At 73.5% G+C, this 26,385-nt stretch carries 27 protein-coding genes; 8 read left to right on the top strand and 19 right to left on the bottom strand.

Annotation, left to right across the window (positions count from 1 at the left end; all coding sequences use genetic code 11):
* Positions 1 to 43: 43 nt before the first annotated feature.
* The 9 genes from ACYVK5_RS17800 to argC form a co-directional block, all read right to left on the bottom strand.
* Positions 44 to 604, bottom strand: a complete 561-nt coding sequence (locus tag ACYVK5_RS17800; RefSeq protein ID WP_460707294.1) for a uridine kinase family protein — start codon at positions 602 to 604, stop codon at positions 44 to 46.
* Positions 601 to 2,187: an argininosuccinate lyase gene (argH, locus tag ACYVK5_RS17795; protein WP_460707293.1), complete on the bottom strand. Its 1,587-nt coding sequence runs from the start codon at positions 2,185 to 2,187 to the stop codon at positions 601 to 603. Before argH ends, ACYVK5_RS17800 begins: the two co-directional genes overlap by 4 nt.
* The gene (locus ACYVK5_RS17790) at positions 2,184 to 3,401 is read right to left on the bottom strand and encodes an argininosuccinate synthase (protein WP_460707292.1); all 1,218 of its coding nucleotides are present in this window, start codon (positions 3,399 to 3,401) and stop codon (positions 2,184 to 2,186) included. The genes argH and ACYVK5_RS17790 overlap by 4 nt, the downstream gene beginning before the upstream one ends.
* Before the next feature lie 61 nt (positions 3,402 to 3,462).
* On the bottom strand, positions 3,463 to 4,038 hold the full coding sequence (locus ACYVK5_RS17785; RefSeq protein WP_460707291.1) for an arginine repressor: 576 nt from the start codon (positions 4,036 to 4,038) through the stop codon (positions 3,463 to 3,465).
* On the bottom strand, positions 4,035 to 4,985 hold the full coding sequence (gene argF, locus ACYVK5_RS17780) for an ornithine carbamoyltransferase (protein ID WP_460707290.1): 951 nt from the start codon (positions 4,983 to 4,985) through the stop codon (positions 4,035 to 4,037). The genes ACYVK5_RS17785 and argF overlap by 4 nt, the downstream gene beginning before the upstream one ends.
* Positions 4,982 to 6,325, bottom strand: coding sequence for an acetylornithine transaminase (locus ACYVK5_RS17775; protein ID WP_460707318.1), 1,344 nt, complete (start codon positions 6,323 to 6,325; stop codon positions 4,982 to 4,984). Before ACYVK5_RS17775 ends, argF begins: the two co-directional genes overlap by 4 nt.
* A gap of 56 nt (positions 6,326 to 6,381) precedes the next feature.
* Positions 6,382 to 7,338, bottom strand: coding sequence for an acetylglutamate kinase (gene argB / locus ACYVK5_RS17770; RefSeq protein ID WP_460707289.1), 957 nt, complete (start codon positions 7,336 to 7,338; stop codon positions 6,382 to 6,384).
* Complete coding sequence (gene argJ, locus ACYVK5_RS17765; protein ID WP_460707288.1) at positions 7,335 to 8,516, bottom strand: bifunctional glutamate N-acetyltransferase/amino-acid acetyltransferase ArgJ; 1,182 nt, start codon at positions 8,514 to 8,516, stop codon at positions 7,335 to 7,337. Before argJ ends, argB begins: the two co-directional genes overlap by 4 nt.
* A 112-nt stretch (positions 8,517 to 8,628) precedes the next feature.
* A complete protein-coding gene (gene argC, locus ACYVK5_RS17760) occupies positions 8,629 to 9,711 on the bottom strand; it encodes an N-acetyl-gamma-glutamyl-phosphate reductase (protein ID WP_460707287.1) in 1,083 nt (360 codons plus the stop codon).
* Positions 9,712 to 9,811: 100 nt separating this feature from the next.
* On the opposite strand from argC, the gene ACYVK5_RS17755 reads away from it, so the two are divergent.
* Positions 9,812 to 10,744, top strand: a complete 933-nt coding sequence (locus ACYVK5_RS17755) for a cation diffusion facilitator family transporter (RefSeq protein ID WP_460707286.1) — start codon at positions 9,812 to 9,814, stop codon at positions 10,742 to 10,744.
* Between the two features lie 23 nt (positions 10,745 to 10,767).
* Here ACYVK5_RS17755 and ACYVK5_RS17750 read toward each other — a convergent pair whose 3' ends face one another.
* A complete protein-coding gene (locus tag ACYVK5_RS17750) occupies positions 10,768 to 11,262 on the bottom strand; it encodes a GNAT family N-acetyltransferase (RefSeq protein ID WP_460707285.1) in 495 nt (164 codons plus the stop codon).
* A 116-nt stretch (positions 11,263 to 11,378) separates the two neighbouring features.
* Here ACYVK5_RS17750 and ACYVK5_RS17745 point away from each other — a divergent pair, with 116 nt between their 5' ends.
* The 7 genes from ACYVK5_RS17745 (at position 11,379) to ACYVK5_RS17715 (ending at position 17,251) form a co-directional block, all read left to right on the top strand.
* Positions 11,379 to 12,362: a quinone oxidoreductase family protein gene (locus tag ACYVK5_RS17745; protein WP_460707284.1), complete on the top strand. Its 984-nt coding sequence runs from the start codon at positions 11,379 to 11,381 to the stop codon at positions 12,360 to 12,362.
* Positions 12,363 to 12,495: 133 nt separating this feature from the next.
* Positions 12,496 to 13,182 (top strand): DUF2306 domain-containing protein, encoded by a 687-nt coding sequence (locus ACYVK5_RS17740; RefSeq protein ID WP_460707283.1) that lies wholly within the window; start codon positions 12,496 to 12,498, stop codon positions 13,180 to 13,182.
* Between the two features lie 14 nt (positions 13,183 to 13,196).
* Positions 13,197 to 14,417, top strand: coding sequence for a sensor histidine kinase (locus ACYVK5_RS17735; RefSeq protein WP_460707282.1), 1,221 nt, complete (start codon positions 13,197 to 13,199; stop codon positions 14,415 to 14,417).
* The gene (locus ACYVK5_RS17730; RefSeq protein WP_460707281.1) at positions 14,414 to 15,064 is read left to right on the top strand and encodes a response regulator; all 651 of its coding nucleotides are present in this window, start codon (positions 14,414 to 14,416) and stop codon (positions 15,062 to 15,064) included. Before ACYVK5_RS17735 ends, ACYVK5_RS17730 begins: the two co-directional genes overlap by 4 nt.
* 35 nt (positions 15,065 to 15,099) lie before the next feature.
* The gene (locus ACYVK5_RS17725) at positions 15,100 to 15,900 is read left to right on the top strand and encodes a methyltransferase domain-containing protein (RefSeq protein ID WP_460707280.1); all 801 of its coding nucleotides are present in this window, start codon (positions 15,100 to 15,102) and stop codon (positions 15,898 to 15,900) included.
* Between the two features lie 131 nt (positions 15,901 to 16,031).
* Positions 16,032 to 16,817 (top strand): LLM class F420-dependent oxidoreductase, encoded by a 786-nt coding sequence (locus ACYVK5_RS17720; RefSeq protein WP_460707279.1) that lies wholly within the window; start codon positions 16,032 to 16,034, stop codon positions 16,815 to 16,817.
* Positions 16,817 to 17,251 carry an SRPBCC family protein gene (locus ACYVK5_RS17715; RefSeq protein ID WP_460707278.1) on the top strand — a complete coding sequence of 145 codons (435 nt, stop codon included), beginning with the start codon at positions 16,817 to 16,819 and terminating at the stop codon, positions 17,249 to 17,251. Before ACYVK5_RS17720 ends, ACYVK5_RS17715 begins: the two co-directional genes overlap by 1 nt.
* Before the next feature lie 17 nt (positions 17,252 to 17,268).
* Here ACYVK5_RS17715 and ACYVK5_RS17710 read toward each other — a convergent pair whose 3' ends face one another.
* From ACYVK5_RS17710 to infC, 9 genes are all read right to left on the bottom strand, one after another.
* Positions 17,269 to 18,135 (bottom strand): SDR family NAD(P)-dependent oxidoreductase, encoded by an 867-nt coding sequence (locus tag ACYVK5_RS17710; protein WP_460707277.1) that lies wholly within the window; start codon positions 18,133 to 18,135, stop codon positions 17,269 to 17,271.
* Complete coding sequence (pheT, locus tag ACYVK5_RS17705) at positions 18,128 to 20,740, bottom strand: phenylalanine--tRNA ligase subunit beta (RefSeq protein ID WP_460707276.1); 2,613 nt, start codon at positions 20,738 to 20,740, stop codon at positions 18,128 to 18,130. Before pheT ends, ACYVK5_RS17710 begins: the two co-directional genes overlap by 8 nt.
* Position 20,741: 1 nt before the next feature.
* Positions 20,742 to 21,851 (bottom strand): phenylalanine--tRNA ligase subunit alpha, encoded by a 1,110-nt coding sequence (pheS, locus tag ACYVK5_RS17700; protein ID WP_460707275.1) that lies wholly within the window; start codon positions 21,849 to 21,851, stop codon positions 20,742 to 20,744.
* 300 nt (positions 21,852 to 22,151) lie between these two features.
* Positions 22,152 to 22,853: an RNA 2',3'-cyclic phosphodiesterase gene (gene thpR / locus ACYVK5_RS17695; protein WP_460707274.1), complete on the bottom strand. Its 702-nt coding sequence runs from the start codon at positions 22,851 to 22,853 to the stop codon at positions 22,152 to 22,154.
* Between the two features lie 42 nt (positions 22,854 to 22,895).
* Positions 22,896 to 23,270 carry a hypothetical protein gene (locus ACYVK5_RS17690; protein WP_460707273.1) on the bottom strand — a complete coding sequence of 125 codons (375 nt, stop codon included), beginning with the start codon at positions 23,268 to 23,270 and terminating at the stop codon, positions 22,896 to 22,898.
* Between the two features lie 90 nt (positions 23,271 to 23,360).
* Positions 23,361 to 24,215 carry a TrmH family RNA methyltransferase gene (locus ACYVK5_RS17685; RefSeq protein WP_460707272.1) on the bottom strand — a complete coding sequence of 285 codons (855 nt, stop codon included), beginning with the start codon at positions 24,213 to 24,215 and terminating at the stop codon, positions 23,361 to 23,363.
* Positions 24,216 to 24,265: 50 nt separating this feature from the next.
* Positions 24,266 to 24,649 carry a 50S ribosomal protein L20 gene (gene rplT / locus ACYVK5_RS17680; RefSeq protein ID WP_460707271.1) on the bottom strand — a complete coding sequence of 128 codons (384 nt, stop codon included), beginning with the start codon at positions 24,647 to 24,649 and terminating at the stop codon, positions 24,266 to 24,268.
* 69 nt (positions 24,650 to 24,718) lie between these two features.
* Positions 24,719 to 24,913 carry a 50S ribosomal protein L35 gene (gene rpmI, locus ACYVK5_RS17675; protein WP_460707270.1) on the bottom strand — a complete coding sequence of 65 codons (195 nt, stop codon included), beginning with the start codon at positions 24,911 to 24,913 and terminating at the stop codon, positions 24,719 to 24,721.
* Positions 24,914 to 25,013: 100 nt separating this feature from the next.
* Entirely contained in the window at positions 25,014 to 26,051 is a 1,038-nt protein-coding gene (gene infC, locus ACYVK5_RS17670) for a translation initiation factor IF-3 (protein ID WP_460707269.1), read from the bottom strand.
* Positions 26,052 to 26,385 lie beyond the last annotated feature (334 nt).

Below are 26,385 nucleotides of genomic sequence, written 5' to 3'. Positions count from 1 at the left end.
GTCGCTCCCCAAGGCCCTAGCCGCGGAAGATGTCAGGCGCCGACTACGGCGCGAGGCTGCCGAAACCGTCCAGGCGCACGTCGGCGCGAGCGCGGGTGTTCTCGCTCGCGAAGTGCTCCGTCTCGTCCTGCATCCAGCGGATCCAGTGGTCGCGGGCTTCCTCGCCGTCGCGAGCGATGCCTCGGCGGAGGCGTTCCTCGTCGTCGGCCTCGACCCAGATCCGCAGGACACCACCGGGGAAGGTGTCGACCTGGCGGGCGGCGGAGCCGCAGCCCTCGACGATCACGTGGGCCGACGGCGGGAGCTCGTGCCACTCGGCCCAGCGCCGATCGACCCAGTCGTAGCGCCGGTACCGGGCCTGCTCCCCCGCGGCGAGGGGGTCGAGCACCCAGACGCGGAGGTTCGTGGCACCGCCCCCAGGTCCCGGCTCCCAGCCCTCGTAGAGGTCGTCCATGTGCACCACGGGTGCTTCGAGCGCGTCGGCGAGCTGGGCGGCGAGCGTCGTCTTGCCGGAGCCGGCCGGTCCGTCGACGCAGATCAGACGTGCGTCGACGGACCGGACCCGGTCCAGGAGGCCGCCCAGGACCTCGGGCGTGACGGTCATTCGTCGTCCGGGAGCTGCTCCGGGGCAGGGAAGTCGTCCAGGGGCTGGGCCCAGAGGCGGTACTCGGTGGAGCGTTCCTTGGCCTGCTCGATCTGTTCCGTGACACGGGCCGGCGCGGTGCCGCCGACGGCGTCGCGCGAGGCGAGGGAGCCCTCGACGGTGAGCACGGCCCGCACCTCGGGGGTGAGGTGCTCCGAGATCCGGGCCAGGTCGCCGTCGGTCAGGTCCCACAGCTCGATGCCGCGCTGCTCGCACTCGCGCACGCACGTGCCGGCGACCTCGTGCGCGACGCGGAAGGGCACGCCCTGCCGCACGAGCCACTCGGCGATGTCGGTGGCCAGCGCGAATCCCTGCGGGGCGAGCTCGGCCATCCGGCCGGTGTGGAAGGTGAGCGTGGAGACCATGCCGGTGAAGGCGGGCAGCAGGACGGTGAGGGCCTCCACCTGGTCGAAGACCGGCTCCTTGTCCTCCTGCAGGTCGCGGTTGTACGCGAGCGGGAGGCCCTTGAGCGTGGCCAGCAGGCCGGTCAGGTCGCCGATGACGCGGCCCGCCTTGCCGCGGGCGAGCTCGGCGATGTCCGGGTTCTTCTTCTGCGGCATGATGCTCGACCCGGTGGACCACGCGTCGTCAAGGGTGACGAACCCGAACTCCTTCGTGTTCCAGAGGATGATCTCCTCCGACAGCCGGGACAGGTCGACGGCGATCATCGCGGCCACGAAAGCGAACTCGGCGACGACGTCGCGCGCGGCGGTCCCGTCGATCGAGTTCTCCACCGGGCCGTCGAAGCCGAGGTCCCCGGCCACCGCGGCCGGGTCGAGCCCGAGCGAGGAGCCCGCGAGCGCCCCGGACCCGTACGGGGAGCGGGCGGCGCGCACGTCCCAGTCGATGATCCGGTCGACGTCGCGCAGCAGCGGCCAGGCATGCGCGAGAAGGTGGTGGGCGAGCAGCACGGGCTGGGCGTGCTGCAGGTGGGTGCGGCCGGGCATGGGCGCGTCGCCGGCCGCGTCGGCCTGCTCGATGAGCGCGTCGACGAGGTCGAGCACCTGGGCGGCGATCACGCGGGCGTGGTCGCGCAGGTACATGCGTACCTGGGTGGCGATCTGGTCGTTGCGGGACCGTCCGGCGCGGAGCTTGCCGCCGAGGTCGTCGCCGGCGCGTTCGATGAGGCCGCGTTCGAGCGCGGTGTGCACGTCCTCGTCACCGAGGACGGGGAGGAAGGCGCCGGACTCGACGTCTGCGAGCAGGACGTCGAGCGCGTCGTTCATGCCGGCGAGCTCGTCGTCGGTCAGCAGCCCGGCCACGTGCAGGACGCGCGCGTGCGCGCGGGAGCCGGCGATGTCGTAGCCGGCGAGCTTCCAGTCGAAGTGGGTCGACTGCGACAGGGCGGCGAGCTCCGGCGCGGGGCCGCCGGAGAACCGGCCGCCCCACAGGGCGACCGGTTTGCCGGAGGCGACCTGGGTGCCGCGTGCCGGGCCGCCCGCGGCGGCCGCGGCACCCGGCCCGGCGCCCGGCACGACGTCGCGCGCCGGGCCGGGGCCGCCAGGCCCGGAACCACCGCCGGGCGGCGGGACGGCGTCGCTCATCCGAGGTCCTCCGCGTGGCCGAACTTCGCGTCGCGGGCGGCGGCCTGCTTGGCGGCGAGGCCGTAGATCTCGATGAAGCCCTTGGCGTGCGACTGGTCGAACGTGTCGCCCTCGTCGTAGGTGGCCAGGCCGAAGTCGTACAGGGACGAGTCGGACCGGCGCCCGGTGACGGTGGCGCGGCCGCCGTGCAGCAGCATGCGGATGTCGCCGGACACGTACTTCTGCGTGTCGAGGATGAACGCGTCGAGGGACTTCTTCAGGGGGCTGAACCACATGCCGTCGTACACGAGCTCGGTCCAGCGCTGCTCGACCTGCCGCTTGAAGCGCATCTGCTCGCGCTCGACGGTGACGTTCTCCAGCTCCTGGTGGGCGGCGATGAGCGCCATGGCGCCGGGGGCCTCGTAGATCTCGCGGGACTTGATGCCCACGAGGCGGTCCTCGACGATGTCGATGCGGCCGATGCCGTGCGCGCCGGCGCGGCGGTTCATCTCCTGGATCGCCTGCAGCGGGGTGACGGCGATGCCGTCGATCGCCACCGGGATGCCCTGCTCGAACGTGATGACGACCTCGTCGGCGACGGGCGGGAAGGTCGGGTCGTCCGTGTAGGAGTACACGTCCTTGGTGGGCTCGTTCCAGATGTCCTCGAGGAAGCCGGTCTCGACGGCGCGGCCCCACACGTTCTGGTCGATGGAGAACGGGTTGTTCTTCGTGGTCGCGATCGGCAGGTCGTTCTTCTCGGCGTACTCGATGGCCTTCTCGCGGGTGAGGGCGAGGTCGCGCACGGGTGCGATCGTCTTCAGGTCCGGGGCGAGGGAGGTCGTGGCGACCTCGAAGCGCACCTGGTCGTTGCCCTTGCCGGTGCAGCCGTGCGCCACGGTGGTGGCGCCGAACTTGCGGGCGGCGCGGGCGAGGTGCTTGACGATCAGCGGGCGCGAGATCGCGGACACGAGCGGGTACTTGTCCAGGTACAGGCCGTTGGCCTGCAGGGACGGCATGCAGTACTCGTCCGCGAACTCGTCGCGCGCGTCGGCGACGTAGGCCTCCACGGCGCCGCAGTCCAGCGCGCGCTTGCGGATGACGTTGAGGTCCTCGCCACCCTGGCCGACGTCGACGGCCATGGCGACGACCTCGGCCCCGGTGGCCTCACCGATCCAGCCGATGGCGACGGAGGTGTCCAGGCCTCCCGAGTAGGCGAGCACGACGCGTTCGGTCATTGGTTCTTCTCTTCCGTGGTTCGTTGGTTTCGATTCAAGCAGGGTGTGTCAGCCGGCGCGTTCAGGCGGACAGGGCGAGCAGGCGCTGGGCCAGCTCGGTGCCGCCGTCGGCGTCGCGGGCGATCACGAGGATGGTGTCGTCCCCGGCGATGGTGCCGAGCACTCCCGGGAACAGGGAGTGGTCGATCGCGGAGGCCAGGTACTGCGCGGCCCCGGGCGGGGTGCGCAGCACCACCTGGTTGCCCGACGCCTCCGCCGAGACCAGGAGCTCGATGGCCAGCCGCGCGAGCCGGGCCGCCAGGTACTCGGCGTCCTGGTCGGCCTGCACGCTGCGGTCCCCGCCCTCGCCGGGCACGGCGTAGACGAGGGAGCCGTCGGCGCCGCGCACCTTCTCGGCCCGCAGCTCGATGAGGTCGCGGGACAGCGTGCCCTGGGTGACCTTCACGCCGTGGGCCGCGAGCGCCCTGGCCAGGTCGGCCTGGGAGCGGATCGCGGTGTGCGTGATGATGTCCAGGATGCGCGCGTGCCGCGCGGCCTTCGTGGTCGGGACGGTGACCGTGCCGGTGGGCGTGTCACCGCCCCACGTCTGGTCGGCGACCGGCCGGACGTCCGACGGCGGTCGTGGTGCGCCGGTCATGAGCGCGCGCCTTCCTCCAGGAGCCAGGCGAGCAGCGCCTTCTGGGCGTGCAGCCGGTTCTCGGCCTCGTCCCAGACGACGCTCCGGGGGCCCTCCAGGACCTCCTCGGTGATCTCCTTGCCGCGGTAGGCGGGAAGGCAGTGGAGCACGATCGCGTCCGGGGCGGCCCCGGCGAGCAGGTCGGCGTTCACCTGGTAGGGCTCGAAGACGGTCTCGCGCCCGGCGCCGTCGTCGCCCATGGACACCCAGGTGTCCGTGGCGACGACGTCCGCCCCGGCCACCGCCGCCTCGGCGTGCGTGACGGACGTGACCGAGCCGCCCGTGGTCCCCGCGATGCGGGAGGCGCGGGCGAGCACCTCGGGATCGGGCTGGAAGCCCTCGGGTCCGCCGACGCGCACGTGGAGGCCGGCCGTGGCGCCACCGAGCAGGTAGGAGGCGGCCATGTTGTTCCCGGCATCGCCCACGTACGCGAGCGTGGTGCCCGGGAGCGCGGCCACTCCCCCGCAGTGCTGCGCGATCGTGACCAGGTCTGCCAGGATCTGGCAGGGGTGGTAGGCGTCGGTGAGGGCGTTGACGACGGGGACGCCCGCGTGCGCCGCCATCGTCTCGAGGCGGTCCTGCGCGTAGGTGCGCCACACGATCGCGGCGACCTGCCGGCCCAGCACGCGCGCCGTGTCCTCCACCGACTCCCGCTTGCCGATCTGCGCCAGGTTGCCGTCCACCACGATCGGCTGCCCGCCGAGGTCCGCGATCGCGCCCGCGAACGAGAGCTGCGTGCGCAGCGTGGGCTTGTCCGTGATGAACGCGATCGCGCCGGGCGCGTCACGACGTCCCTCCAGGGGACGACGGGCGAGCCGGTCGGCGCGCAGTGCCATGGCGAGATCGAGGACCTCGCGCTGCTCCGCGGGCGTGAGGTCGTCGTCGGCCAGGAAGTGACGGGCGGTCATGAGGTCTCCTCGGTGTGCTCGGCGAGTGCGGCGGGCAGGCCGGCGAAGAACGCGGCGGCCTCGCGGGCCTGGTCGGCGGTCAGGATGAGCGGCGGGGCGAGACGGACGGCGTCGGGCGCGACGGCGTTCACGATGAACCCCGCCTCCAGCGCCAGTGCGACGACCTGCGGGGCCACGGGCTCGGCGAGCCGCACCGCGAGGAGCAGCCCCCGCCCCCGCACCCCCGAGATCAGGGGGTTGCCGCTGCCCTCGATCTCACGGCGCAGCAGCTCACCGGTCGCCCGCACCTGCGCGAGCAGTCCGTCCCGCTCGATCACGCCGAGCGTCGCCAGCCCCGCCGCCGAGGCGACCGGGTTCCCGCCGAATGTCGAGCCGTGCTGTCCCCGGCCGAGCAGCCGGGCGGGTCCCTCGCCGAACGCGATCACCGCGCCCACGGGGAAACCGCCGCCCAGTCCCTTCGCGAGCGTCACGACATCGGGCAGGACGTCCGCGCCGGCGGATCCGGCGGTGCCCGCCGGGCCCAGGACGTCCGGGTGCTGGAACGCGAACCACTCACCGGTCCGGCCGATCCCCGTCTGCACCTCGTCCAGCACCAGCAGCGCCCCGTGCTCCCGCGTGAGCCGGCGCGCCAGCGCCAGGTACCCCGGCGGCAGCGGACGCACACCGGCCTCACCCTGCACCGGCTCGGCGACGAACGCCGCCACCTCACCGCGCTGCGCGACGACCTCCGGGGAGAATGCCTCCTCCAGCGCCGCCGCGTCCCCGAACGGCAGATGCTCGACACCACCGGGAAGCGGCTCGAAGGGCTCCCGGTAGGCGGGCTTGTACGTGAGCGCCAGAGCGCCCATCGACCGGCCGTGGAACGCGCCCTCCAGCGCGAGAACCCGCGTGCGGCAGCGGCCGGCCGGGCCCGCCCCCGACGACGCCTTGCCCGACGATGCGTCGTCCGACGACACCGGCACCCGCCGCGTCATCTTGAACGCCGCCTCCAGCGCCTCCGTCCCCGAGTTCGTGAAGAACACCCGCGACCCCGCGGGCGCACCGGCCAGCGCCAGCAACCGCTCGGCCAGCGCGATCTGCGTCGGCGTCCCGAAGAAGTTCGACGTGTGCCCCAGCGTGCCCAGCTGCGCGCTGATCGCCGCGGTCAGCGTCGGATGCGCATGCCCCAGCGCGTTCACCGCGATCCCCGCCAGCAGGTCCAGGTACCGCTTCCCGTCCGCGTCCCACACGTACGCGCCCTCACCACGCACCAGCACACGCTGCGGCGGACCGAACGTGTCCATCACCGCGCCCGCGTAACGCTCCGTCCAGGCAGCACCCGTGGCCTCGCCCGGCTCCATCGCTCCCCGCGAGCCACGCACCGGCCCCGCGGCAACACCCGCCGTCGTCAGATCATTCATTCCGGCACCACCTTCGGCATCTCCTCGCGATCCGTCCCCCACCCGGCCCCGCCGGACGGCACCGGCACCACCATCGTCCCGTTCCCGCGCGCCGTGAAGACCTCCAGCAGCACGCTGTGCGGCTGCCTGCCGTCGATCACCGTCGCACGCGGCACACCACCGTCGACCGCCCGCAGGCACGCCTCCATCTTCGGGATCATCCCCGACGCCAGACTCGGCAGCAGCGCCCGCAGCTCCAGAGCCGTGATCTGCTCCACCAGCGAGCTCCTGTCCGGCCACGCCGTGTACAAGCCCTCCACGTCCGTCAGCACGATCAGCTTCTTCGCACCCAGCGCCACCGCGAGGGCGCTCGCGGCGGTGTCGGCGTTGACGTTGAGCACCTGGGTCGGGTCGGTGACATCGGGCGCGATGGTGGACACCACGGGGATGCGGCCCGCATCCAGCAGGTCCTGCACGGCCCGCGGGTCCACCTGCACGACGTCGCCCACGAGGCCGACGTCGACCGGCTCGCCGTCGACGGTGGCGTGCCGCCGCGCGGCGCCGAGCAGGCCGCCGTCCTCGCCGCTCAGGCCGACGGCGTTCGGGCCGTGGGCGTTGATGAGGCCGACGAGCTCGCGCGAGACCTGGCCGGTGAGCACCATGCGCACCACCTCCATGGTCTCCGGGGTGGTGACGCGCAGCCCGCCCTGGAACTCGGACTCGATGCCGAGACGTTCGAGCATCGCGTTGATCTGCGGGCCACCGCCGTGCACGACGACGGGCTTCAGCCCCACCTGCCGCAGGAACACCATGTCCTGCGCGAACGCCACCTTGAGGTCGTCGCGCACCATGGCGTTGCCGCCGTACTTGATCACGACGAGCGCGCCCGCGAACTCCTGCAGCCACGGCAACGCCTCTACCAGGACCTCGGCCTTCTGGTCGGGCGTGAGCGCGGCGACGATGTCACTGGTCATGAGGTGTACGCGCTGTTCTCTTCGACGTAGGCGTGCGTGAGGTCGTTGGTCCACAGGGTGACCTCGGCGTCGCCCGCGTGCAGGTCGATGTCGATCGCCGCCTCGCGGGACGAGGCCAGGTCGACCTTGTCCGGCGACTCGTGAGCGCCACCCGCCTGGCACACCTTGACGGAGTTGACGGAGATGTCGAGCGCCTCGGGGTCGAAGGGCGCGACCTCCTCGGGCACCGTGCCGACCTGCGCCAGGATGCGGCCCCAGTTGGGGTCGTTGCCGAAGATCGCCGTCTTGACCAGGTTGGACCGCGACACCGCCCGCGCGACTGCGAGCGCCGCGTCCTCGGTGGTCGCGTTCCGCACCGTGATGGCGATGTCGTGGGCGGCGCCCTCGGCGTCGGACAGGAGCTGCCGGGCGAGGTCCGCGCAGACCTCCCGGACGGCGGCCGCGAACGCGTCACGGTCCGGCGCGATGCCGGAGGCCCCGGAGGCCATGAGCACCACGGTGTCCGACGTCGACTGGCAGCCGTCGGAGTCCACGCGGTCGAAGGTGACGCGGGTGGCCGCCCGGAGCGCCGCGTCGGCCTCCTCGTGCGGGACGACGGCGTCCGTGGTGATCACGCACAGCATCGTGGCCAGCGCTGGCGCGAGCATGCCGGCACCCTTGGCCATGCCGCCCACCGTGACCACGCCGTCCGGCGTCACGACGGTGCGGGTCGCGGTCTTGGACACCGTGTCGGTGGTCATGATCGCGGCGGCGGCGGCCTGGCCCGCGGCCGAGTCGTCCGACAGGGCGTCCGTCGCGACGGGGATGCCGGCGAGCAGCTTCTCGCGGGCCAGGCGCACGCCGATGACGCCGGTCGAGGCGACGAGCACGTCGATCGCGCCGATGCCGAGGCCGTCGGCGACCGCCTCGGCGGTCGCGTGCGCGTCCTGGAAGCCGCCAGGCCCGGTGCAGACGTTGGCCGAGCCCGAGTTGAGCACGACGGCGCGCGCCGCCCCGTCCTTGACCGCCTGGCGTGACCACGTGACCGGGGCGCCGACCACGCGGTTGGACGTGAAGACTGCGGCGGCGGCGAACTGCGGGCCGTCGTTGACGACCAGCGCGAGGTCCGGCCTGCCGGACGCCTTGAGCCCGGCCGTGATGCCGGCAGCCCGGAACCCCTGGGCGGCGGTGACGCTCACTGTGCTCCTCCTGTCGTGGCGGTACTGGGGGTGGTGCTCGGGGTGGCGGTACTGGGGGTGGCGATCGGGCCGGCGACGGCGCTCGGGCGGGCAGCGGGCCCGCGCCGGGCGTTCACGGCGCGACGCCCTCGGTGTCGAGGCCGCTGGTCTCCGGCAGGCCGAGCGCGATGTTCATGGCCTGGACCGCCTGCCCGGCGGTGCCCTTGACCAGGTTGTCGATGGCGGTGACGGTGACCACGCGGCCCGCGGCCTCGTCGACGGCGACCTGGATCAGGGCCGTGTTGGCCCCCTGCGCCATGCCGGTGCCGGGCCACTGGCCCTCGGGCAGGAGGTGGACGAAGGGCTCGTCGTCGTACGCCTCGGCCCACGCCTGGCGGACCGCGTGCGCCGCGGTGGCGGGGCCGACGTCGCCGGCCAGCGGGGCGGTGGCCGTGGCGAGGATGCCGCGCGCCATCGGGACGAGGACGGGAGTGAAGCTGAGGCGCACGCCGGGCGCGCCCGCGGCGCGCAGGTTCTGCACGATCTCCGGGATGTGCCGGTGCGTGCCGCCGACGGCGTACGGCTGGGCCGAGCCGAGCCCCTCGCTCGCCAGGAGATGCGGCTTGAGGCTCCGGCCGGCGCCGGAGTACCCGTTGGCCAGGACGGCGACGACGTCCGACGGGTCGATCAGCCCGGCCGCGACACCGGGCTGCAGGCCGAGCGTGACGGCCGTGACGTTGCAGCCGGGGACGGCGATACGGGTCGCGCCCGCGAGACGGTCGCGCTGCCTGGCGGCCGGGTCCCCGCCCGTCCCCGGCGCGAGGATGAGTTCGGGCAGGCCGTACGGCCACGCGCCGGCGTGCTCGCTGCCGTAGAACGTCCGCCACGCATCGGCGTCGGTGAGGCGGTGGTCCGCGCCGAGGTCCAGGACGAGCGTGTCGCCGGGCAGCTGGGCCGCGATCTCGCCCGACGCGCCGTGCGGCAGGGCGAGCACCACGACGTCGTGCCCGGCGAGCGCCTCGGGCGTGGTGGGCTCGATGACGCGGTGCGCGAGCGAGCGCAGGTGCGGCTGGTGCTCGCCGAGGGCCGAGCCGGCCGACGTGTGCGCGGTCACCGCGCCCACCTCCACCCGGGGGTGGGCGGCGAGCAGCCGCAGCATCTCGCCGCCCGCGTACCCGGAGGCACCCGCGACGGCGACACGGATCGTGGAAGACATATTCGGGAGTCTACATAGTTATTCGGCAGGGCTCAACCCTCCTGTGGACAACGTGCCTCCCGGTAGCCAGGGGAGGGCGCGCTGTCCGAGGATGACCACGATGACTGAGCACGCACACGATCACGCGCACGCCGGCGATCCCGCCACTCCGGGCCACCGGCGGCGCCTCGCCGTCGCCTTCGGCATCGGCGCCGCCGTTCTCGTCGCCCAGGCCGTCGGCGCCTGGCTCACCGGCAGCCTCGCGCTGCTGGTCGACACGGCGCACGTGCTGACCGATGTCGCGGGTCTCGGCATCGCGCTCGTCGCCGCCACGCTCGCGCTCCGCCCGCCCACCCCGCAACGCACCTGGGGCTTCCGCCGCGCCGAGGTGCTCGCCGCCCTCGCCCAGGCCGCCGTGCTGCTCGCGGTCGGCGTCTACGCGCTGGTCGAAGGCGTGCTGCGGCTGTTCGAGCCCGCCGAGGTACCCGGCGTCGAGCTGCTGGTCTTCGGCGTCGTCGGGCTCACCGGGAACCTCGCGGGGCTGGCGGTGCTGGCCGGCGCGCGTTCGGCGTCGTTCAACCTGCGCGCCGCGTTCCTGGAGGTGCTGAACGACGCGCTGGGCTCCGTCGGCGTCATCGTCGCGGCCGTGGTGATCGCGACCACCGGCTGGCAGCGGGCCGATGCCGTGGCGGCTCTGGCGATCGCCACGCTCATCGTGCCGCGCGCCGTGAAGCTCCTCCTCGAGACCGCCTCGGTGCTCCTGGAGTCCGCGCCGCCCGGGCTCGACCTGGAGGCGGTGCGGACCCGCCTGCTCGCGCAGGACCACGTCGCCGAGGTGCACGACCTGCACGCCTCGCTCGTCGCCACGGGCCTGCCGACCTTGTCGGCCCACGTGGTCGTGCACGACGCCTGTTTCCGGGACGGCTGCGCGCCCCAGGTGCTGGACGCGCTGCAGCAGTGCGTCGCCACCGAGTTCGCGGTGAGCGTCGAGCACTCGACGTTCCAGCTCGAGCCCGCCGGGCACCTCGGGCACGAGAACTCCCGGCACGCGTAGCCGCAGGTCGCGGCCGCCCCGGATCAGGCCAGCGGCAGGAACATCACGTGCAGGCCGACCTCGCCGTGCGCAGGTGAGCGGAACGCGCCGGGCACGGTCCCCACGATCTCGAACCCGAGCTTCCGCCACAGGTGCACCGCCGCCGCGTTGGACTCGACCACCGCGTTGAACTGGATGCCGCGGAAACCGTGCTCGCGGTGCCACGCGATGACGTGCTCGCCCAGCGCGCGTGCCACTCCGCGACCGCGGGCCGCCTCGGCGACCATGAACGAGGCGGTCCCGATGTGGTCGCCGTGGCCGGGGCGGTTCGGGCCCATCTTGGCGGTGCCGAGGATCTCGCCGTCGTCCTCGAGCACGACGACCGCGCCGGGTGGCGGCTCCAGCCAGTAGCCGCGAGCCTGCTCCTCCGTGATGTCCGTCGGGTAGACGTACGTCTCGCCCTCGCGGCACACGGCCTCGACGATCGGCCAGACCAGTGGCCAGTCGGCGTCCGTCAGCGGTCGTATGGTGCGGGTCACGGACCACACGGTACCCGCCGGCGGCGCCCGGACCGCCGTCGTCCACCGCCGTCCGCCGGCGGGTACGTCGAGTGGCGCCGTCGAGCGCGCGGCGGCCGGCGTCGTAGGGTCGCAGCATGCATGCAGTCGTGGCCCGCGCGGCGGGCGAGCCAGAGGTCCTGTCCTACGACGAGGTTGCCGACCCCGTACCCGGTCCGCGGCAGATCCTGGTCCGCGTCGCGGCGGCCGGCGTGAACTTCATCGACACCTACCGCAGGTCCGGCCTGTATCCCATGGAGTTCCCGCACGTCGTCGGCTCGGAGGGAGCCGGTACGGTCGAGGCGGTCGGGGACGACGTCGACGGGTTCGCCGTCGGCGACCGGGTCGCGTGGGCGGAGGGCCCGGGATCCTACGCGGAGCTCGCCGTCGTCGACGCCGCACAGGCGATCGGGGTGCCCGCCGGCCTCGACCTCGAGACCGCGGCGGCGCTGCCCCTGCAGGGCATGACGGCGCACTACCTGGTCGCCTCGACGTTCGAGGTCGGCCCGGGGCACGACGTGCTGCTGCACGCCGGCGCGGGCGGCGTCGGGCTCCTGGCGACGCAGCTCGCCACGGCACGGGGCGGGCGCGTCATCACGACGGTCTCGACGCCCGAGAAGGCGGCCCTGTCGGCGGGGGCGGGCGCCGCGCACACGATCGACTACGCCGCGATGTCCGACCTCACGACCGAGCTGCCCGCGGTCGTCCGCGACCTGACGGACGGCGCGGGCGTGCACGTCGTGTACGACGGCGTCGGCCGGGCGACCTTCGACGCCTCGCTGGACTCGCTCCGGCGGCGCGGCATGCTCGTGCTGTTCGGCGGCGCTTCCGGACCTGTCCCGCCGTTCGACGCCCAGCTCCTGAACCGCAAGGGCTCGCTCTACCTGACCCGGCCGAAGCTCCAGCACTACCTCGCGACGCGCGGCGAGCTCGAATGGCGGGCGGCGGAGGTGCTGGGCGCGGCCGCCGCGGGCCGCCTCGATGTCCGGATCGGGGCGCGGTTCCCGCTCGCGGACGCCGCCGAGGCACACCGGGCGCTCGAGGGCCGCGCGACGACGGGCAAGGTCCTGCTGCTGCCGTGACGAGACGGCCGGGCGCCCTGGGGCAGGGCTCCCGCGGCCCGGCGCCGGCCGCCTCTCGGACCGGCCATCCGGTCGGCCAGGTCCGGCCGGATGGCCGATACCGGGCCGGGCGTCACCGGCGAAGACTCGGGGCATGTCCCCCACGACCACCCGCCCGGCCGCCCGTCCCCGATCGCGTCCCGCCGACTGGCTCATCCCGTCCGGTCTGGTACTGCTGTCCCTCGTCCCGGCCCTCGGCGGCGCCTCCCGCATGGCCGAGCTCGCCGGCGACCCGGCGGTCACCGAGGAGAACGCCCGGTTCGTCGAGGCCCCGGTGCCCGTCCTCATGCACATCGTGGCCGTCACGATCTACTCCCTGCTGGGGGCCCTGCAGTTCTCCCCCGGCTTCCGGCGGCGGCACAACGGCTGGCACCGGGCCGCCGGTACCGTCCTGATCCCGGCGGGACTGGTGACCGCGCTGACCGGCCTGTGGATGACGGCGTTCTACGACCTGCCCGACAAGGACACCGTGGTGGTGAACGGCGCCCGCTACGTGGTCGGGACGGTCATGGTGGCCGGCATCGTCCTGGCCGTCCGCGCACTGCTGCGGCACGACTACGTGACGCACGGCGCCTGGATGACCCGCGCCTACGCGCTGGCGACGGGCGCCGGAACGCAGGCGGTGCTGCTCGGGCCGTGGCTCGCCATCGCGCGACCGCAGCCCGACGACCCGGAGATGCCGGTCGTCTTCACCTTCCTCATGGTCCTCGCCTGGGCGATCAACGCCCTGGTGGCGGAACGGGTCATCCGCCGCCGGCACCCTGAGCGCATCGTCCGATGACTACCATCACCGGTATGCGGACCGCGGACGGGCAGGCGCTCCGGCGCCCGCTCGGCGCCGCCCGCCGTCGACCCGCCGCACCGGGTGCCGCACCACCGGGACGGCCCGACTGGATCGTCGTGGGCGTCGCGGCGGCCGGTGCCGTCGTCGAGGCGGTGGTCCGCCCGGACCTCGCGTGGCCGGTGGCGTCCGCGCTGGCCACGCTCGCGGCCCTCGCCGCGCTCCCGTGGCGGCGTGTGCGCCCGTTCGCGGTCGTCGCCTGGACGTTCGGGATCGGCGGGGCGCACGACCTCGCCGACATCGTCGCGGGACACGGATCCACCACGATGTACTCCGCGGTGGTCATGATCCTCGCGCCGTACGCGCTCTTCCGCTGGGGCTCCGGCCGCGCGATCCTGGCGGGCGCGCCCCTGATCGCCGCCGGCGTCGCGCTGTCCGTCGTCGCGGGTGTGGGCGGGGTCGACGACGCGATCGGCGGCGCCACCTTCGTCGTCCTCGTCGCGCTCGTCGGCGAGGTGGCACGTCAGCGATCGACGGCGCGGGCCCGCGAGCTGGACCGCGTCCGGGCGCGCGAGCGTGAGGCCGTCGCCCGCGACCTGCACGACACCGTCGCCCACCATCTGTCCGCCGTCGCCGTCCGGGCGCAGGCGGGCCAGGTCAGCGCGGCGGCGGGGTCCGGAGGCCAGGCCGCGGCCGTCGACGCCCTCCGCCTGGTCGAGGCCGAGGCACGCCGCGCCCTGGCGGAGATGCGATCCCTGGTCGGAGTGCTGCGCAGCGAGACGCCGCGGGAGCTGACACGCGGGCTGGACCGCCTCCAGGACCTGGCCGATCCGGGCCCGCCACCCGTACGCCTGAGCCTCGCCGACGATGTCGAACCACTCCCCGCGGCCACCAGCACGGCCGTCGTCCGCATCGCCCAGGAGGCCGTCGCCAACGCCCGCCGCCACGCGCGCGGGGCCACGCGCATCACCGTCACGCTGTCGCGGCGCGACGGCCTGCTGGACCTGACCGTGCACGACGACGGCATGGGCGCGCCGCACGCCCGGCACGCACCCGGCCACGAGTCGTCGTCGGACACGGGATTCGGGCTGACCGGGATGAACGAGCGGGCTCGCGCGCTCGGCGGCACGCTCACGGCCGGGCCGGGCGACGATCGCGGCTGGACCGTGCACGCGGTGCTGCCGGTCCCGGCCGGGCAGAACCAGCACCGGCAGCGAGGCGAGGAGGCCCGATGACGATCCGCGTCCTGGTGGCCGACGATCAGGAGATCGTGCGTACCGGCCTGTGCACGATCCTGAACGCGCAGCCGGACATCGAGGTCGTCGCGGACGTGGCGGACGGGGCGCGGGCCGTGAGCGAGGCACGCCGGCTGCTCCCCGACGTCTGCCTCCTCGACATCCGCATGCCGGTGCTCGACGGGGTCTCGGCCACACGACTGCTCGCGGGACCGGACGTGGCCGACCCCATGGCGGTCGTCGTCATCACGACGTTCGACCTGGACGAGAACGTGCACGCCGCCCTGCGCGCGGGGGCCCGCGGGTTCCTGCTCAAGGACGGCGGGCCCGCCCTGCTCTCGCAAGCGGTGCATGCCGCCGCCGACGGTGACGCGCTCATCGACCCGGCGGTCACGGTGCGGCTGCTCGCGCACTTCGCCGGGTCCGCGCCCGGCGAGCCCCCGCGCCCGCCGGCGGCGCCGCTCACCGGCCGCGAGACGTCGGTGCTACGCCTTGTCGCCGCGGGCCGGACCAACGGCGAGATCTGTGGCGAGCTGCATCTCGGGCTCAGCACGATCAAGACGCACCTGGCGGCGATCATGACGAAGACCGGCACACGCAACCGCGTCGAGGTGGCCCGCTGGGCGTACGAGCACGGTATATCTTGATGTCAAGATAGTTGACATCGAGCGAGAGGGTTCTCATGGCCGACTGGTCCCCCACCCGGTACCTGCAGTTCACCGACGAGCGGTCGCGCTCGTTCCGTGACCTGGTCGCCCGCGTCGCGGAGCTGCTGGCCGCCCGTGACGCGACGCCGTCCGACATCGTTGACCTGGGGTGCGGACCAGGACACCTGGCCGGCGTGCTGCGGTCGCGCTGGCCGGATGCCACCGTGACGGGCATCGACTCCTCGCCCGCGATGATCGAGCGGGCACGGGAGCTCGACCCCGGGACCGCCTACCTCGAGGGCGACATCGGCGACTACGCGGCCGGGCGCGTGGCGGTGACGGGCGCGGATGTCGTGGTGAGCAACGCGGCGCTGCAGTGGGTGCCGGAGCACCGGGCCCTCCTGCCCGCCCTGCGCGACACGGCGCGGCAGGTGTTCGCGTTCCAGGTTCCCGGCAACCACGACGCGCCGTCGCACCTGCTGCTGCGCGAGGTCGCCGCGCGCGAGCCGTACGCCTCCGCGCTCGGCGCGCCGGTGCCCCGCCGGGCCACGGAGGACCCCGTGGGATATCTCGGCCTGCTCGCGGTCCCGGGCTGGACCGTCGACGCGTGGGAGACCACGTACACCCACGTCCTCCAGGGGCCGGATCCGGTGCTGCGCTGGATCAGCGCGACCGGCGCCCAGCCGACGCTCCACGCGCTCCAGGACGCGGACCCCGCACTCCGCGAGCGGTTCGAGAAGGACTACGGCGCCGCGTTGCGCGAGGCCTACCCCGAGCGGCCCTACGAGACCCCGCTGGAGTTCCGCAGGGTGTTCGTCGTCGCGTCGCGCACCTGACGCCCCCGCCCCCGCCGGCAGGACCGCGTCGGCGAGGGCACACTCCTGACCTGCCCGCACGGCCTGTATTCCCGCGTTCGCCGAAAGCCGATCCCGCGAACTTCCACGGCCCTCCGGCGTAGCCTGACGCCATGACCGATCGCCCTGTTCGCATCGCAGTCCAGATCCAGCCGCAGCACGCCGACTACTCCCAGATCCGCGACGCCGTCCTGCGCGCCGAGGACATGGGTGTCGACGTCATCTTCAACTGGGATCACTTCTATCCGCTCTACGGCGACCCGGAGGGCAAGCACTTCGAGTGCTGGACCATGCTCGGCGCCTGGGCCGAGCAGACCGAACGCGTGGAGATCGGCGCGCTGGTCACCTGCAACTCGTATCGCAACCCGGACCTGCTGGCCGACATGGCCCGCACCGTCGACCACATGTCGGGCGGTCGCCTGATCCTCGGTATCGGCGCCGGCTGGTTCGAGAAGGACTACGACCAGTTCGGCTACGAGTTCGGCACCGCCGGTTCCCGCATCAAGAAGCTCGGCGAGGACCTGCCGCGCATCACGAGCCGCCTGGCCGCCGGCAACCCGGCGCCGACGCGCGACATCCCGATCATGATCGGCGGCAGCGGGCCGAAGAAGACGCTCCGGATCGTCGCCGAGCACGCGAACATCTGGCACGGCTTCGGCGACGCCGCGACGATCACCGCCAAGTCGGCGATCCTCGACGAGCACGGGGCCGCCATCGGGCGTGACACCGCCGCCCTGGTGGAGCGGTCCGCGGGCGTCGACGGCGACCCGGCGGAGCAGGGTCCCGCCATGCTGGATGCCGGCGTCACCCTGCTCACGATCGGGGTGAACGGCCCGGACTACGACCTGTCGAAGGTCAAGGCCTGGATCGACTGGCGCGACGCGAGCGCCGCCGGCTGATGTCCTCCTACTCGGTGTCCGCCGAGGTCGCCGCTCCGCCCGAGGCCGTCTGGCAGGTCCTGTCCGACGTCGAGGGCATGCCCGGCTGGACGCCCTCGATGACGTCCGTCCGGATCGTCGACGGCCCGCGGCCACCGGGTGTCGGCACGGCCGTACGCATCGAGCAGCCCGGCCTGCCGCTCGCGATCTGGACGATCGACGAGTGGGACCCGCCCCGCAAGTTCGGCTGGACCAGTGCCGTGCCGGGCATGCGGACCCAGGCGGAGCACGTCGTCGAGCAGGCCGGCCAGGGCCGGGCGCGCGTGACGCTCACGATCACCCAGATCGGTTCGTTCGCGGGTCTGCTCGGCCTGGTGACCAGGAAGCGCACGCGCCGGCTGGTCGACACCGAACTCGCGGGGCTGAAGAGCCGCGCCGAGTCGGAGGCACCCTGAGGGGTGCGGGCGGCCGGTCAGCGTCCCGTGAAGAGTTCCTCCAGGGGATCCCCCGGCCCGGCAGGCAGGACGCGGAGCCGCCGACGGGCCGTCGCGGGCGCGGGTCCGTCCTCGGCCGCTGCGGCGAGCGACCGGAGCGATTCCGGCGTGTCGTGCGTGGCGCGGACGAGCCAGCCCGAGCAGGCGTCCAGCTGTCCGGCCGCGATGGCGTTCACCAGGTCGGTCACGCGCGCGGGCGGCGTCCACTCGGTGCGATTGGCATGAATGGCCAGAGCGGTCGACATCTCGGTCTTCACCGTGCCGGGGGCGAGTTCGAAGACACGCAGCCCGCGTTCGTGCCCCTCGGCGTGCAGGGCGGCGCCCATCCGGACGAGGGCGGTCTTGCTGGCGTTGTAGGCGGAGTGCCTGAGCGGGCTCTCGTGCGTGCTCGCCCCGGAGGCGAGATCGACGATCCGGCCGCCGCCGCGCGCGAGCATGCCGGGCACCACGTGACGGTTCAGCAGGAAGACGCCGCGTACGTTGGCCTCGAAGGTGGCCCACCAGTCGTCGGGGTCGGCCTCCCAGAGCGGCGCCTCGGACTCGAGCCGGCCGGCGTTGTTCACCAGCAGGTCGATGGACCCGAGGCCGCCGTCGGCCGCCGGAGCCTCCGCCCGCGCGACGGCGGCGCGTACCTCGACCTCCGACGTGACGTCGGCGGCGAGGACGACGGCCGCCCGGCCGAGGCCCCGGATCTGCTCCGTGACCTCGGCCAGGCGCTGCTCGTCCCGCGCGAGCAGGGCCACGTCGAGCCCCGCGCGCGCTAGGCCGAGGGCGATCTCGCGCCCGATTCCCCGTGACGCGCCGGTGACGAGCGCGGTCCGGGCGGGAGGGACGGTGTCAGGCACGCAGCACCGCTCCGACCTCCTCGGCGGCGGCGACGATCGCCTCGCGGGCGCCGCGCACCTCGTCGGCGGACAGCGTGCGGTCGGCCGCGCGCAGCCGTACCGCGTAGGCGAGGGACTTGCGGCCCTCGCCGATCTGCTCGCCGGTGAAGATGTCGAACAGGCTCACGTCCTCCAGCAGCTCGCCGCCGCCGGACATGATCGCGTCCCGCAGCGCGGCGGCCGGCAGTCCGGCGTCGACCACGAACGCGAAGTCCTCCTTGGCCGCCGGGAACGCGGAGACCGGTGCAGCGGTCACCGGCTCGCCCGGCGCCACGGCGACGAGCGTCGACAGACTGACCTCGAAGGCCGCGGCCCGGGCGGGCAGCCCGAACGCCTCGACCACCTTGGGGTGCAGTTCGCCGGCGTGGCCGACGAGGTGGGTCCGGCCCGCGGCGTCGATGGCCTCCAGCTTCGCGCAGCGGCCGGGGTGCCACGGCATGTGCCCGGCATCGGCCGTGGCGGTGACCTCGACGCCCGCGCGTGCGGCGACGAGGCGCGCCGCGTCGAGCGCGTCGGCCCAGTCGGCGGCGCGGCCCTTGCCCCACCAGCCCGCGGCCTCGCGGTTGCCCGTGAGCACGCCGGCGACCCGGCGCGGCTGGTCCGGCGTCGCTGCGGCGAGTGCTTCCAGGTCGGCGTCGGACGGACGCGCGCCGCCCGGAAGGGTGAGAGCCGCCGGTGCATCCGTCGCCGGGCGTGTCACGAGGCCGGTCTCGAACACCGCGAGGTCCGGCAGACCGCGCGACACGTTGCGACGCGCCGTCTCCAGCAGCGTGACCAGCAGGTTCGTGCGCATGTACGGGCGGTCCTCGGCCAGCGGGTTCGCGAGCCGGACCGAGGTACGGCGGGCGTCGTCGTCAGGCAGGCCGAGGGCGTCGTAGTCGGCGCTGCCGACGAAGGGGTAGCTGAGCACCTCCACGAACCCGGACTCGGCCAGTGCCCGCGCGACGGAGCGGCGGGTGCGCTGCTCGGCGGTCAGGCCGCGCCCGCCCGGCGCCTGCGGCAGCACCGACGGGATCTGGTCGTATCCCCGGATGCGCACGACCTCCTCGACCAGGTCGGCCGGGTTCGTCAGGTCAGGGCGCCAGGACGGCGGCGTGACGGCGTAGGTCCGGACGGGCTCGGCCCCCGATGCGGCGGTCGGCACCACCTCGCACCCGACCTCCTCGAGCGTCGACCGCACCTGCTCGGGCGTGTACTCCACGCCCGACAGCCGTGTCGGCTCGGTGGCCTTCAGCGTGATCGGGGTCCGCGCGGCGGCTCCGCCGGTGGCGGAGACGTCGCCCACCGCCGGGTCCGCCGTGCCGCCGCCATGCTCGACCAGCAGGTCGACGACGCGCTGAGCCGCCACCGCCGGGAGCAGCGGGTCGACGCCGCGCTCCCAGCGCTTGGCGCCCTCCGTCGGGAGCTTGTGCCGCCGTGCCATCCGCGCCACCGTGATCGGTTCGAAGTGCGCGGCCTCGACCAGCACGTCCGTGGTGGTCCCGGAGATCTCCGACGACGCACCGCCCATCACGCCCGCCAGGCTCAGGACGCGGGATCCCGCGGCGCCGCCCGGCGAGTCGGTGATGAGCAGGTCCTCGGTGTGCAGCGTGCGCTCGACGTCGTCCAGCGTGGTGAGCTTCTCTCCCGCCGTCGCCCGGCGCACCACGAGGGGCGCCGCGACCTGGGTGAGATCGTAGGCGTGCAGCGGCTGGCCGAGGTCGAGCATCACGTAGTTGGTGACGTCCACGGCGAGTGAGATCGAGCGCATCCCGGAGTTCTCCAGGCGGCTGCGCATCCACTCCGGCGACGGCGCGGCCGGATCGATGCCGCGCACGATGCGCGTGACGAACCTGTCGCAGCCGACCCGCCCGCCGATCGGGGACGCGTCCTCGAGGCGCACCTCGAACCCGTCGGGCGTCGCGGCCGGCTCCTTGCCGGTCAGCGCGCCGCGGTCGGTGAACGTCGCGCCCGTGGAGTGCGCGTACTCGCGCGCCACACCGCGATAGCTGAACGCATACCCGCGGTCCGGCGTCACGTTGATCTCCAGGACCTCCTCGCCGAGGCCGAGCAGCGCGATCGCGTCCTGGCCCGGGGTCAGGTCCGCCTCGGCGAAGCCCATGTCGCGCGGCAGCACGATGATCCCGCCGGCGTCCCCGTCCAGGCCGAGTTCGGCCGGGGAGCAGATCATGCCGTCGGACACGTGGCCGTACGTCTTGCGCGCGGCGATCTCGAAGCCGCCGGGCAGCGTGGTGCCGGGCAGCGAGACGACCACGAGGTCGCCCACGCCGAAGTTGTGCGCGCCGCAGACGATGCCGCGCGGCGTACCACCGTCGGCGACGGGCTTCCCGTCCTCGTTGTGCGGGCCGACGTCGACCTGGCACCAGTTGATCGTCTTGCCGTTCTTCTGCGGCTCCGGGTGCTGCTCCAGCACGCGGCCCACCACCAGCGGCCCGGTCACGGCCGCGGGATGGATCTCCTCTTCCTCCAGGCCTACCTTCACCAGGGCCTCGGCGAGCCGCTCGGCCGTCAGGCCGGCCGGCAGCTCCACGTGGTCGGCGAGCCAGTCCTTCACGATGCGGGGCACGTCAGATCTCCGTCCCGAACTGGGTGGAGAAGCGGACGTCGCCCTCCACGATGTCGTGCATGTCAGCGATGCCGTGGCGCAGCATGAGCGTCCGCTCGATGCCCATGCCGAAGGCGAACCCGGAGTACTCCTCCGGATCGATGCCCGTCGACCGGAGCACGTTGGGGTTGACCATGCCGCAGCCGCCCCACTCGATCCAGCCCGCGCCGCCCTTCTTCTGCGGGAACCACAGGTCCATCTCGGCGCTGGGCTCGGTGAACGGGAAGAAGCTCGGGCGCAGCCGCGTCCTGGCCTCGGGGCCGAACATCGCCCGCGCGAAGGCGTCGAGCGTGCCCACGAGATGGGCCATCGTCAGGCCCCTGTCCACCGCGATCCCCTCGACCTGGTGGAACACGGGCGTGTGCGTCTGGTCGAGCGCGTCGGTGCGGAAGACCTTGCCGGGACAGGCGACGTACAGCGGCACGCCGCGCTCGAGCAGGCTGTGGGCCTGCACCGGCGAGGTGTGGGTACGCAGCACGAGGTTCGACGACGTCCCGGCGTCCGCCGCACCGCCCCGACCGGACGCGGCACCGGCCGTCTCGGTCCCGCCGACGTAGAACGTGTCCTGCATCTGGCGCGCGGGGTGGTCCGGACCGAAGTTCAGCGCGTCGAAGTTGAACCACTCGGACTCGAGCTCGGGGCCGTCGGCGATCTCCCAGCCCAGGCCGGTGAAGAAGTCGGCGATGCGCTCCTGGATCAGCTCGATCGGATGGCGGGCACCGGTCGCGGTGCGGGCGGTCGGGAGGGTGACGTCGACGGCCTCCTCCACGAGCACGCGCTCGTCCCGCTCGGCCTGGAGTTCGGCCTGGCGTGCGGCGATGGCCTTGTTGACGCGGCCGCGGCGCGGGCCGATCAGCTTGCCGGCCCGCGCCTTGTCGGGTCCGGGCAACGCACCGATCGCGCGGTTCGCGAGCGCGAGGGTGCTGCGGTCTCCGGTGTGGGTGGTACGGACGGTCTTGAGCTCGTCGAGATCGGCGGCCTTCGCGATCTCGGCGAGGGCCTCCTCGACGGCGGCGTCGAGCGCCGCCTCGTCGAGCGGATCGACAGCGGCCTGAACGTCGGGCGTGGACATGCTTGCCTTCCTGGCGGGGTCGGGAGCCGGGGGCACCGACCCGGATCGGGCGGCGCCGCACGCGGCATGTGCAGTCTAGATGCCCGCCAGGGCCCCGGTCGCTCCATCCACAGGGAGAAATCGCGCGACGATCAGCACGCGCGCACCACCGGGCCCGTGACGGGCCTGGTAAATCGGTGATCACGCGCCTGCATGCCGCTCATCCTGGCACAATCCGCCCGCCCTCGTCACGCCGCGGTCCGGCGCTCCGCGCTTGGCACACTATTACTGACGGTGGGCGCCCGCGATGCCGCGACGATGTCAGCCCCGCAGCTCGAACGTCTCCAGGATCGTGTACCGGGGCCCGCCCTGCGCGCCCTCACCGGGCCGCGACTCCACGAGCGCGAACGACTCGACCGGCCACGACGGTCCTCCGTACACCGACAGGGCGTGCGCGGCGGGCTCCAGTTCCGACCGGGCATCGGCAAAAGGATCCCGCACGACGTCACGAGGCACGGTGACCCGACCGGCGCCCGCCCGGCCGGCGCTCCCCCGCCCGCCGCCACGGCCGGCGTCGTACGCACCCCGTCGTTTGCCCCAGCGGTCGCGGCCTCGCGGCGGCCGCACCTGCCCGGCCCGCGCCCGCGCGATCGTCAGGTGCGGGCGATGCGGCTTGACCTCGTCGGGCACCTCGCGCGGGGACGCGGTGAGGCAGTCGGCCGCGAGGACCCGCAGCGGGCCCACGTCGCCGTCGACCCCGATCCACAGCACCCGGCTGCCGAACGATCCGGCGCCGCGCAGGCGGAGGTCGAGGGGTCCGTGCTTGCCGGCCACGACGGCGAGTTCCTCCGCGACGTCGTCCACGGCGCCCTCCGGCACGTCCGCGTAGAACGACAGCGTGATGTGCCGGTTCTCGCGCGGCACCCACCGTAGAGACGCGCCGGTGCTGGTCACGCCATGGATGGCGAGATCGAGATGGTCAAGGACACTCTCGGGCGGGAAGACCGCCGTGAACAAGCGCACCCATCGATCCTAGGCGGGCGCGGACCGGAAGCGGTAACGGTTTCACCGCTCGCGAGACCTGCGCCGTGACACGGCCCAGCAGACCGCGGCGGCGATCGCGACCGCGGCGATCTGGCCGCCCAGGACGATCCGGCCCACGTCCACGGCGGGGATCCAGCGAGCTCCGTCGTCGTCCAGCTCGAAGACGCCCGCGGGCATGGCGTGGCGGCCGAACCCGACGCCCCCGCCGCCGCCCTCGGGCCCGCCGTCGGAGTCCTCGGCACCGCCCCCGCCGCCGGCGCCCGCGCTGTTCCAGACGCGCGCGACGGGGATCACGAGCTTCCCGTCACGCTCGTACGCCTCGCCGTAGACCTGCCGGACGCCGAACTGCTCGGCGGCGGCGTCGACGAGGCGAGTGAGGTCCGGCACATATCTCATGCCGCCACGCTAGTGGCGGGCGGCATCCGGTGCCAGGGGTTCGCGGTGGCGGGAGGAGGGAGGGACGGCCACCGCCGCGAACGCGTCGTGTCAGCGCTGCGCGCGGCTGCTCGCGTAGAGGCAGACCGCCGCGGCCGTCGCCAGGTTGAGGGACTCCGCCCTGCCGCGGATCGGCACGCGCACGACGGCGTCCGCCAGCGCGCGGTCCTGTGCCGGCAGGCCCCACGCCTCGTTGCCGAACACCCAGGCGGTCGGCGCGGCCAGGTCGGGCGCCCGGCCCTGCCCGGCGGTGTCCTGCAGGTCGTCGAGGTCGTGCTCCCCGTCGCCGTCGGCGGCGAGCACCTGGAATCCGGCCTCGTGGAGACGCGCGACGACGTCGGCCAGCGCGCGCCCGGTCACGACGGGCAGGTGGAAGAGCGAGCCCGCCGTCGCACGCACGACCTTGGGGTTGTGCATGTCGACGCTCTCGCCCGCGAGGACGACCGCGCCGGCCCCGGCGGCGTCGGCGGCCCGGATCACCGTCCCGGCGTTGCCCGGGTCGCGGACGTTGGCCAGGACCGCGACCAGCCGCGCTCCCGACAGCTCGGCGCCGGGCTCGGCACTCCCGATGCGCAGCACCGCCAGCACGCCCTGTGCGTCCTGGCTCATCGCCTCCAGCACCTCGGGCGTCGCGACGTGGATCCGGAGCGTCCCGGCGGCGGTCCCGGTGCGTGCGGCCTGCCCGGCGGCGTTGTCCCGCGCCGCATCGACGATCTCGGGATACCGCTCCACGGCAGCAGGTGTCAGGTAGACGTCACGCACGGTCCCGTCCGCCGCCCAGCGAACCGCCTCGCGCACGCCCTGCGGCCCCTCCACGAGGAACAGCCCGTGCCGCGAGCGCGCCGAACGCCCGGACAGGGCCCGCACCTGCCTGACGCGGTCCGCCCGCGGATTCGCGAGCGTCACGTCGAGGGTGCTGGGCCCCGTCCGGGCGTCCGGGTGGTCCTTCGTCAACCTCAGGCCGCGGCCGGGGCGTTGACGTCCGCCGGGAGTGCGTCCTTCGCGACCTGGACGAGCGCGTTGAACGCGGCCACGTCGTTGACCGCGAGCTCGGCGAGCATGCGGCGGTCGACCTCGACACCGGCGGCCTTCAGGCCCTGGATGAGGCGGTTGTAGGTGAGACCCTGAGCGCGGGACGCAGCGTTGATGCGCTGGATCCACAGCTTGCGGAAGTCACCCTTGCGCGCCTTCCGGTCGCGGTAGTTGTAGACCAGCGAGTGGGTGACCTGCTCCTTCGCCTTACGGTAGAGGCGCGAGCGCTGGCCGCGGTAACCGCTGGCCCGCTCGAGGGTCGTACGACGCTTCTTCTGGGCGTTGACCGCCCGCTTCACGCGTGCCACGTGTAGCTCCTTGTGTACTTCGGGCTGGAAATGGTCCGGAGCGCCGTCGACATCACGGCGCGAGGCGGGTCACTTACCGAGCAGCTTTTTGATCTTCTTGACATCGGCCTGGGAGACCGGCTGGTCCATCGCCAGGCGACGGGTACGCGTGGTCGGCTTGTGCTCGGCGTAGTGCCGGCGGTTGGCCTGCTCGCGCATGACCTTGCCGCTGCCGGTGATCCGGAACCGCTTCTTGGCACCGGAGTGCGTCTTGTTCTTCGGCATGACTGCCGTCTCTCCTCATGTCAGCCGGGCCCGCGGGCCCGGCACTGCGTACCGGGCCCGATGAGGCGGTCCCGGTGTCAGGGTGGTCTGTGGTTGTCGCTCAGCCCTTGCGCGGCTCGCGTGGCTTCGGTGCGGCAGGCTTGGGAGCCGAGGGCTTCGCGGCCGGCTTCGGCACGGACGCGGGCTTCGGCGCAGCCGCCGGCCTCGGCGCGGATGCAGGCTTGGCGGCCGCAGGCCTCGGCGCGGTCGCGGGCCTGGCCGTGGCCGGCTTCGGCGCGGTCTCCGGCCTCGGCGCGGTCGCAGGCCTCGCGGTCGCCGGCTTCGCCGCCGCGGTCCTCGGTGCCGACTTCGACTCAGGCTCCGTGCGCGGCCTGGGCGCGGACTTCTTGGTGTCCGGCGCCGGAGGAGCCGGCGCCTCGGGCGCGGACACGGGAGGTGCCGGAGGCGCCGGGGGTGCCGCGGTCTCCGCCACGCCCTCGTCCTCGGGCTCGTTCTCCGCTGCCGCCGCGGCCTCCGCCGCACGGCGCGCCTGGGACTTGCTCAGCTTCTCGTGACCGCGCTGCTTGGCCGGACGTTCGGCCTTCGCCGCCTCGGCCTTCTTCTTGACCGGGCCGATGACCATGGTCATGTTGCGGCCGTCCTGCTTCGGCATGGACTCGACGAAGCCGAGGTCCGCGACGTCGTCGGCCAGCCGCTCGAGCAGGCGCCGGCCCATCTCCGGGCGGGACTGCTCACGGCCGCGGAACATGATCATGACCTTGACCTTGTCGCCCGCCGAGAGGAACCGCTCCACGTGGCCCTTCTTGGTGGCGTAGTCGTGCGGGTCGATCTTCAGACGGAAACGGATCTCCTTGAGGATCGTGTTCGTCTGGTTCCGCCGCGCCTCACGCGCCTTCATGTCGGACTCGTACTTGAACTTACCGAAGTCCATGAGCTTGGCGACAGGCGGCCGGCTGTTCGGGGCGACCTCGACGAGGTCGAGGTCAGCGTCCTGGGCAAGCTTCAGGGCGACTGCCGTGGCAACCACGCCGACCTGTTCCCCGCCCGGGCCGATGAGCCGGACCTCGGGAACACGGATCCGGTCGTTGATGCGAGGCTCGCTGATGGTGATGCTCCTAGGAGGTTGCAGGTGGACCACCAGGAACGAGAAGGGCCCCCGCCCTGAGCATCAGCGGAGGCCATCATCGGTGGGGCGAGCCGCGCGCTGTACGAACGCGACTGCCCGACCAGGACCCGGACACTGTCGGCGCGTGGCGCGCGGTCGCGACTCGGGTGGGATGAAATCCACTTGATGCACCCGGAGTACGAATCACCGGGTTGGTCGCCGACCAGATTAGCACGCACGACGTCGGCCGTCCCAGCGGCGGCGCTGTGACACGCGGCTCACGGATCACGATTCGGCGGCGCGTTCCGCCGGGAGTGCATTCCGTGGAGAGGAAGGCTCTGCTGAAGCGCTTCAGTGGTGAGCGTAC

This window comes from Myceligenerans halotolerans (assembly GCF_054782975.1).
This window is presented reverse-complemented; position numbering and strand designations above follow the sequence as displayed.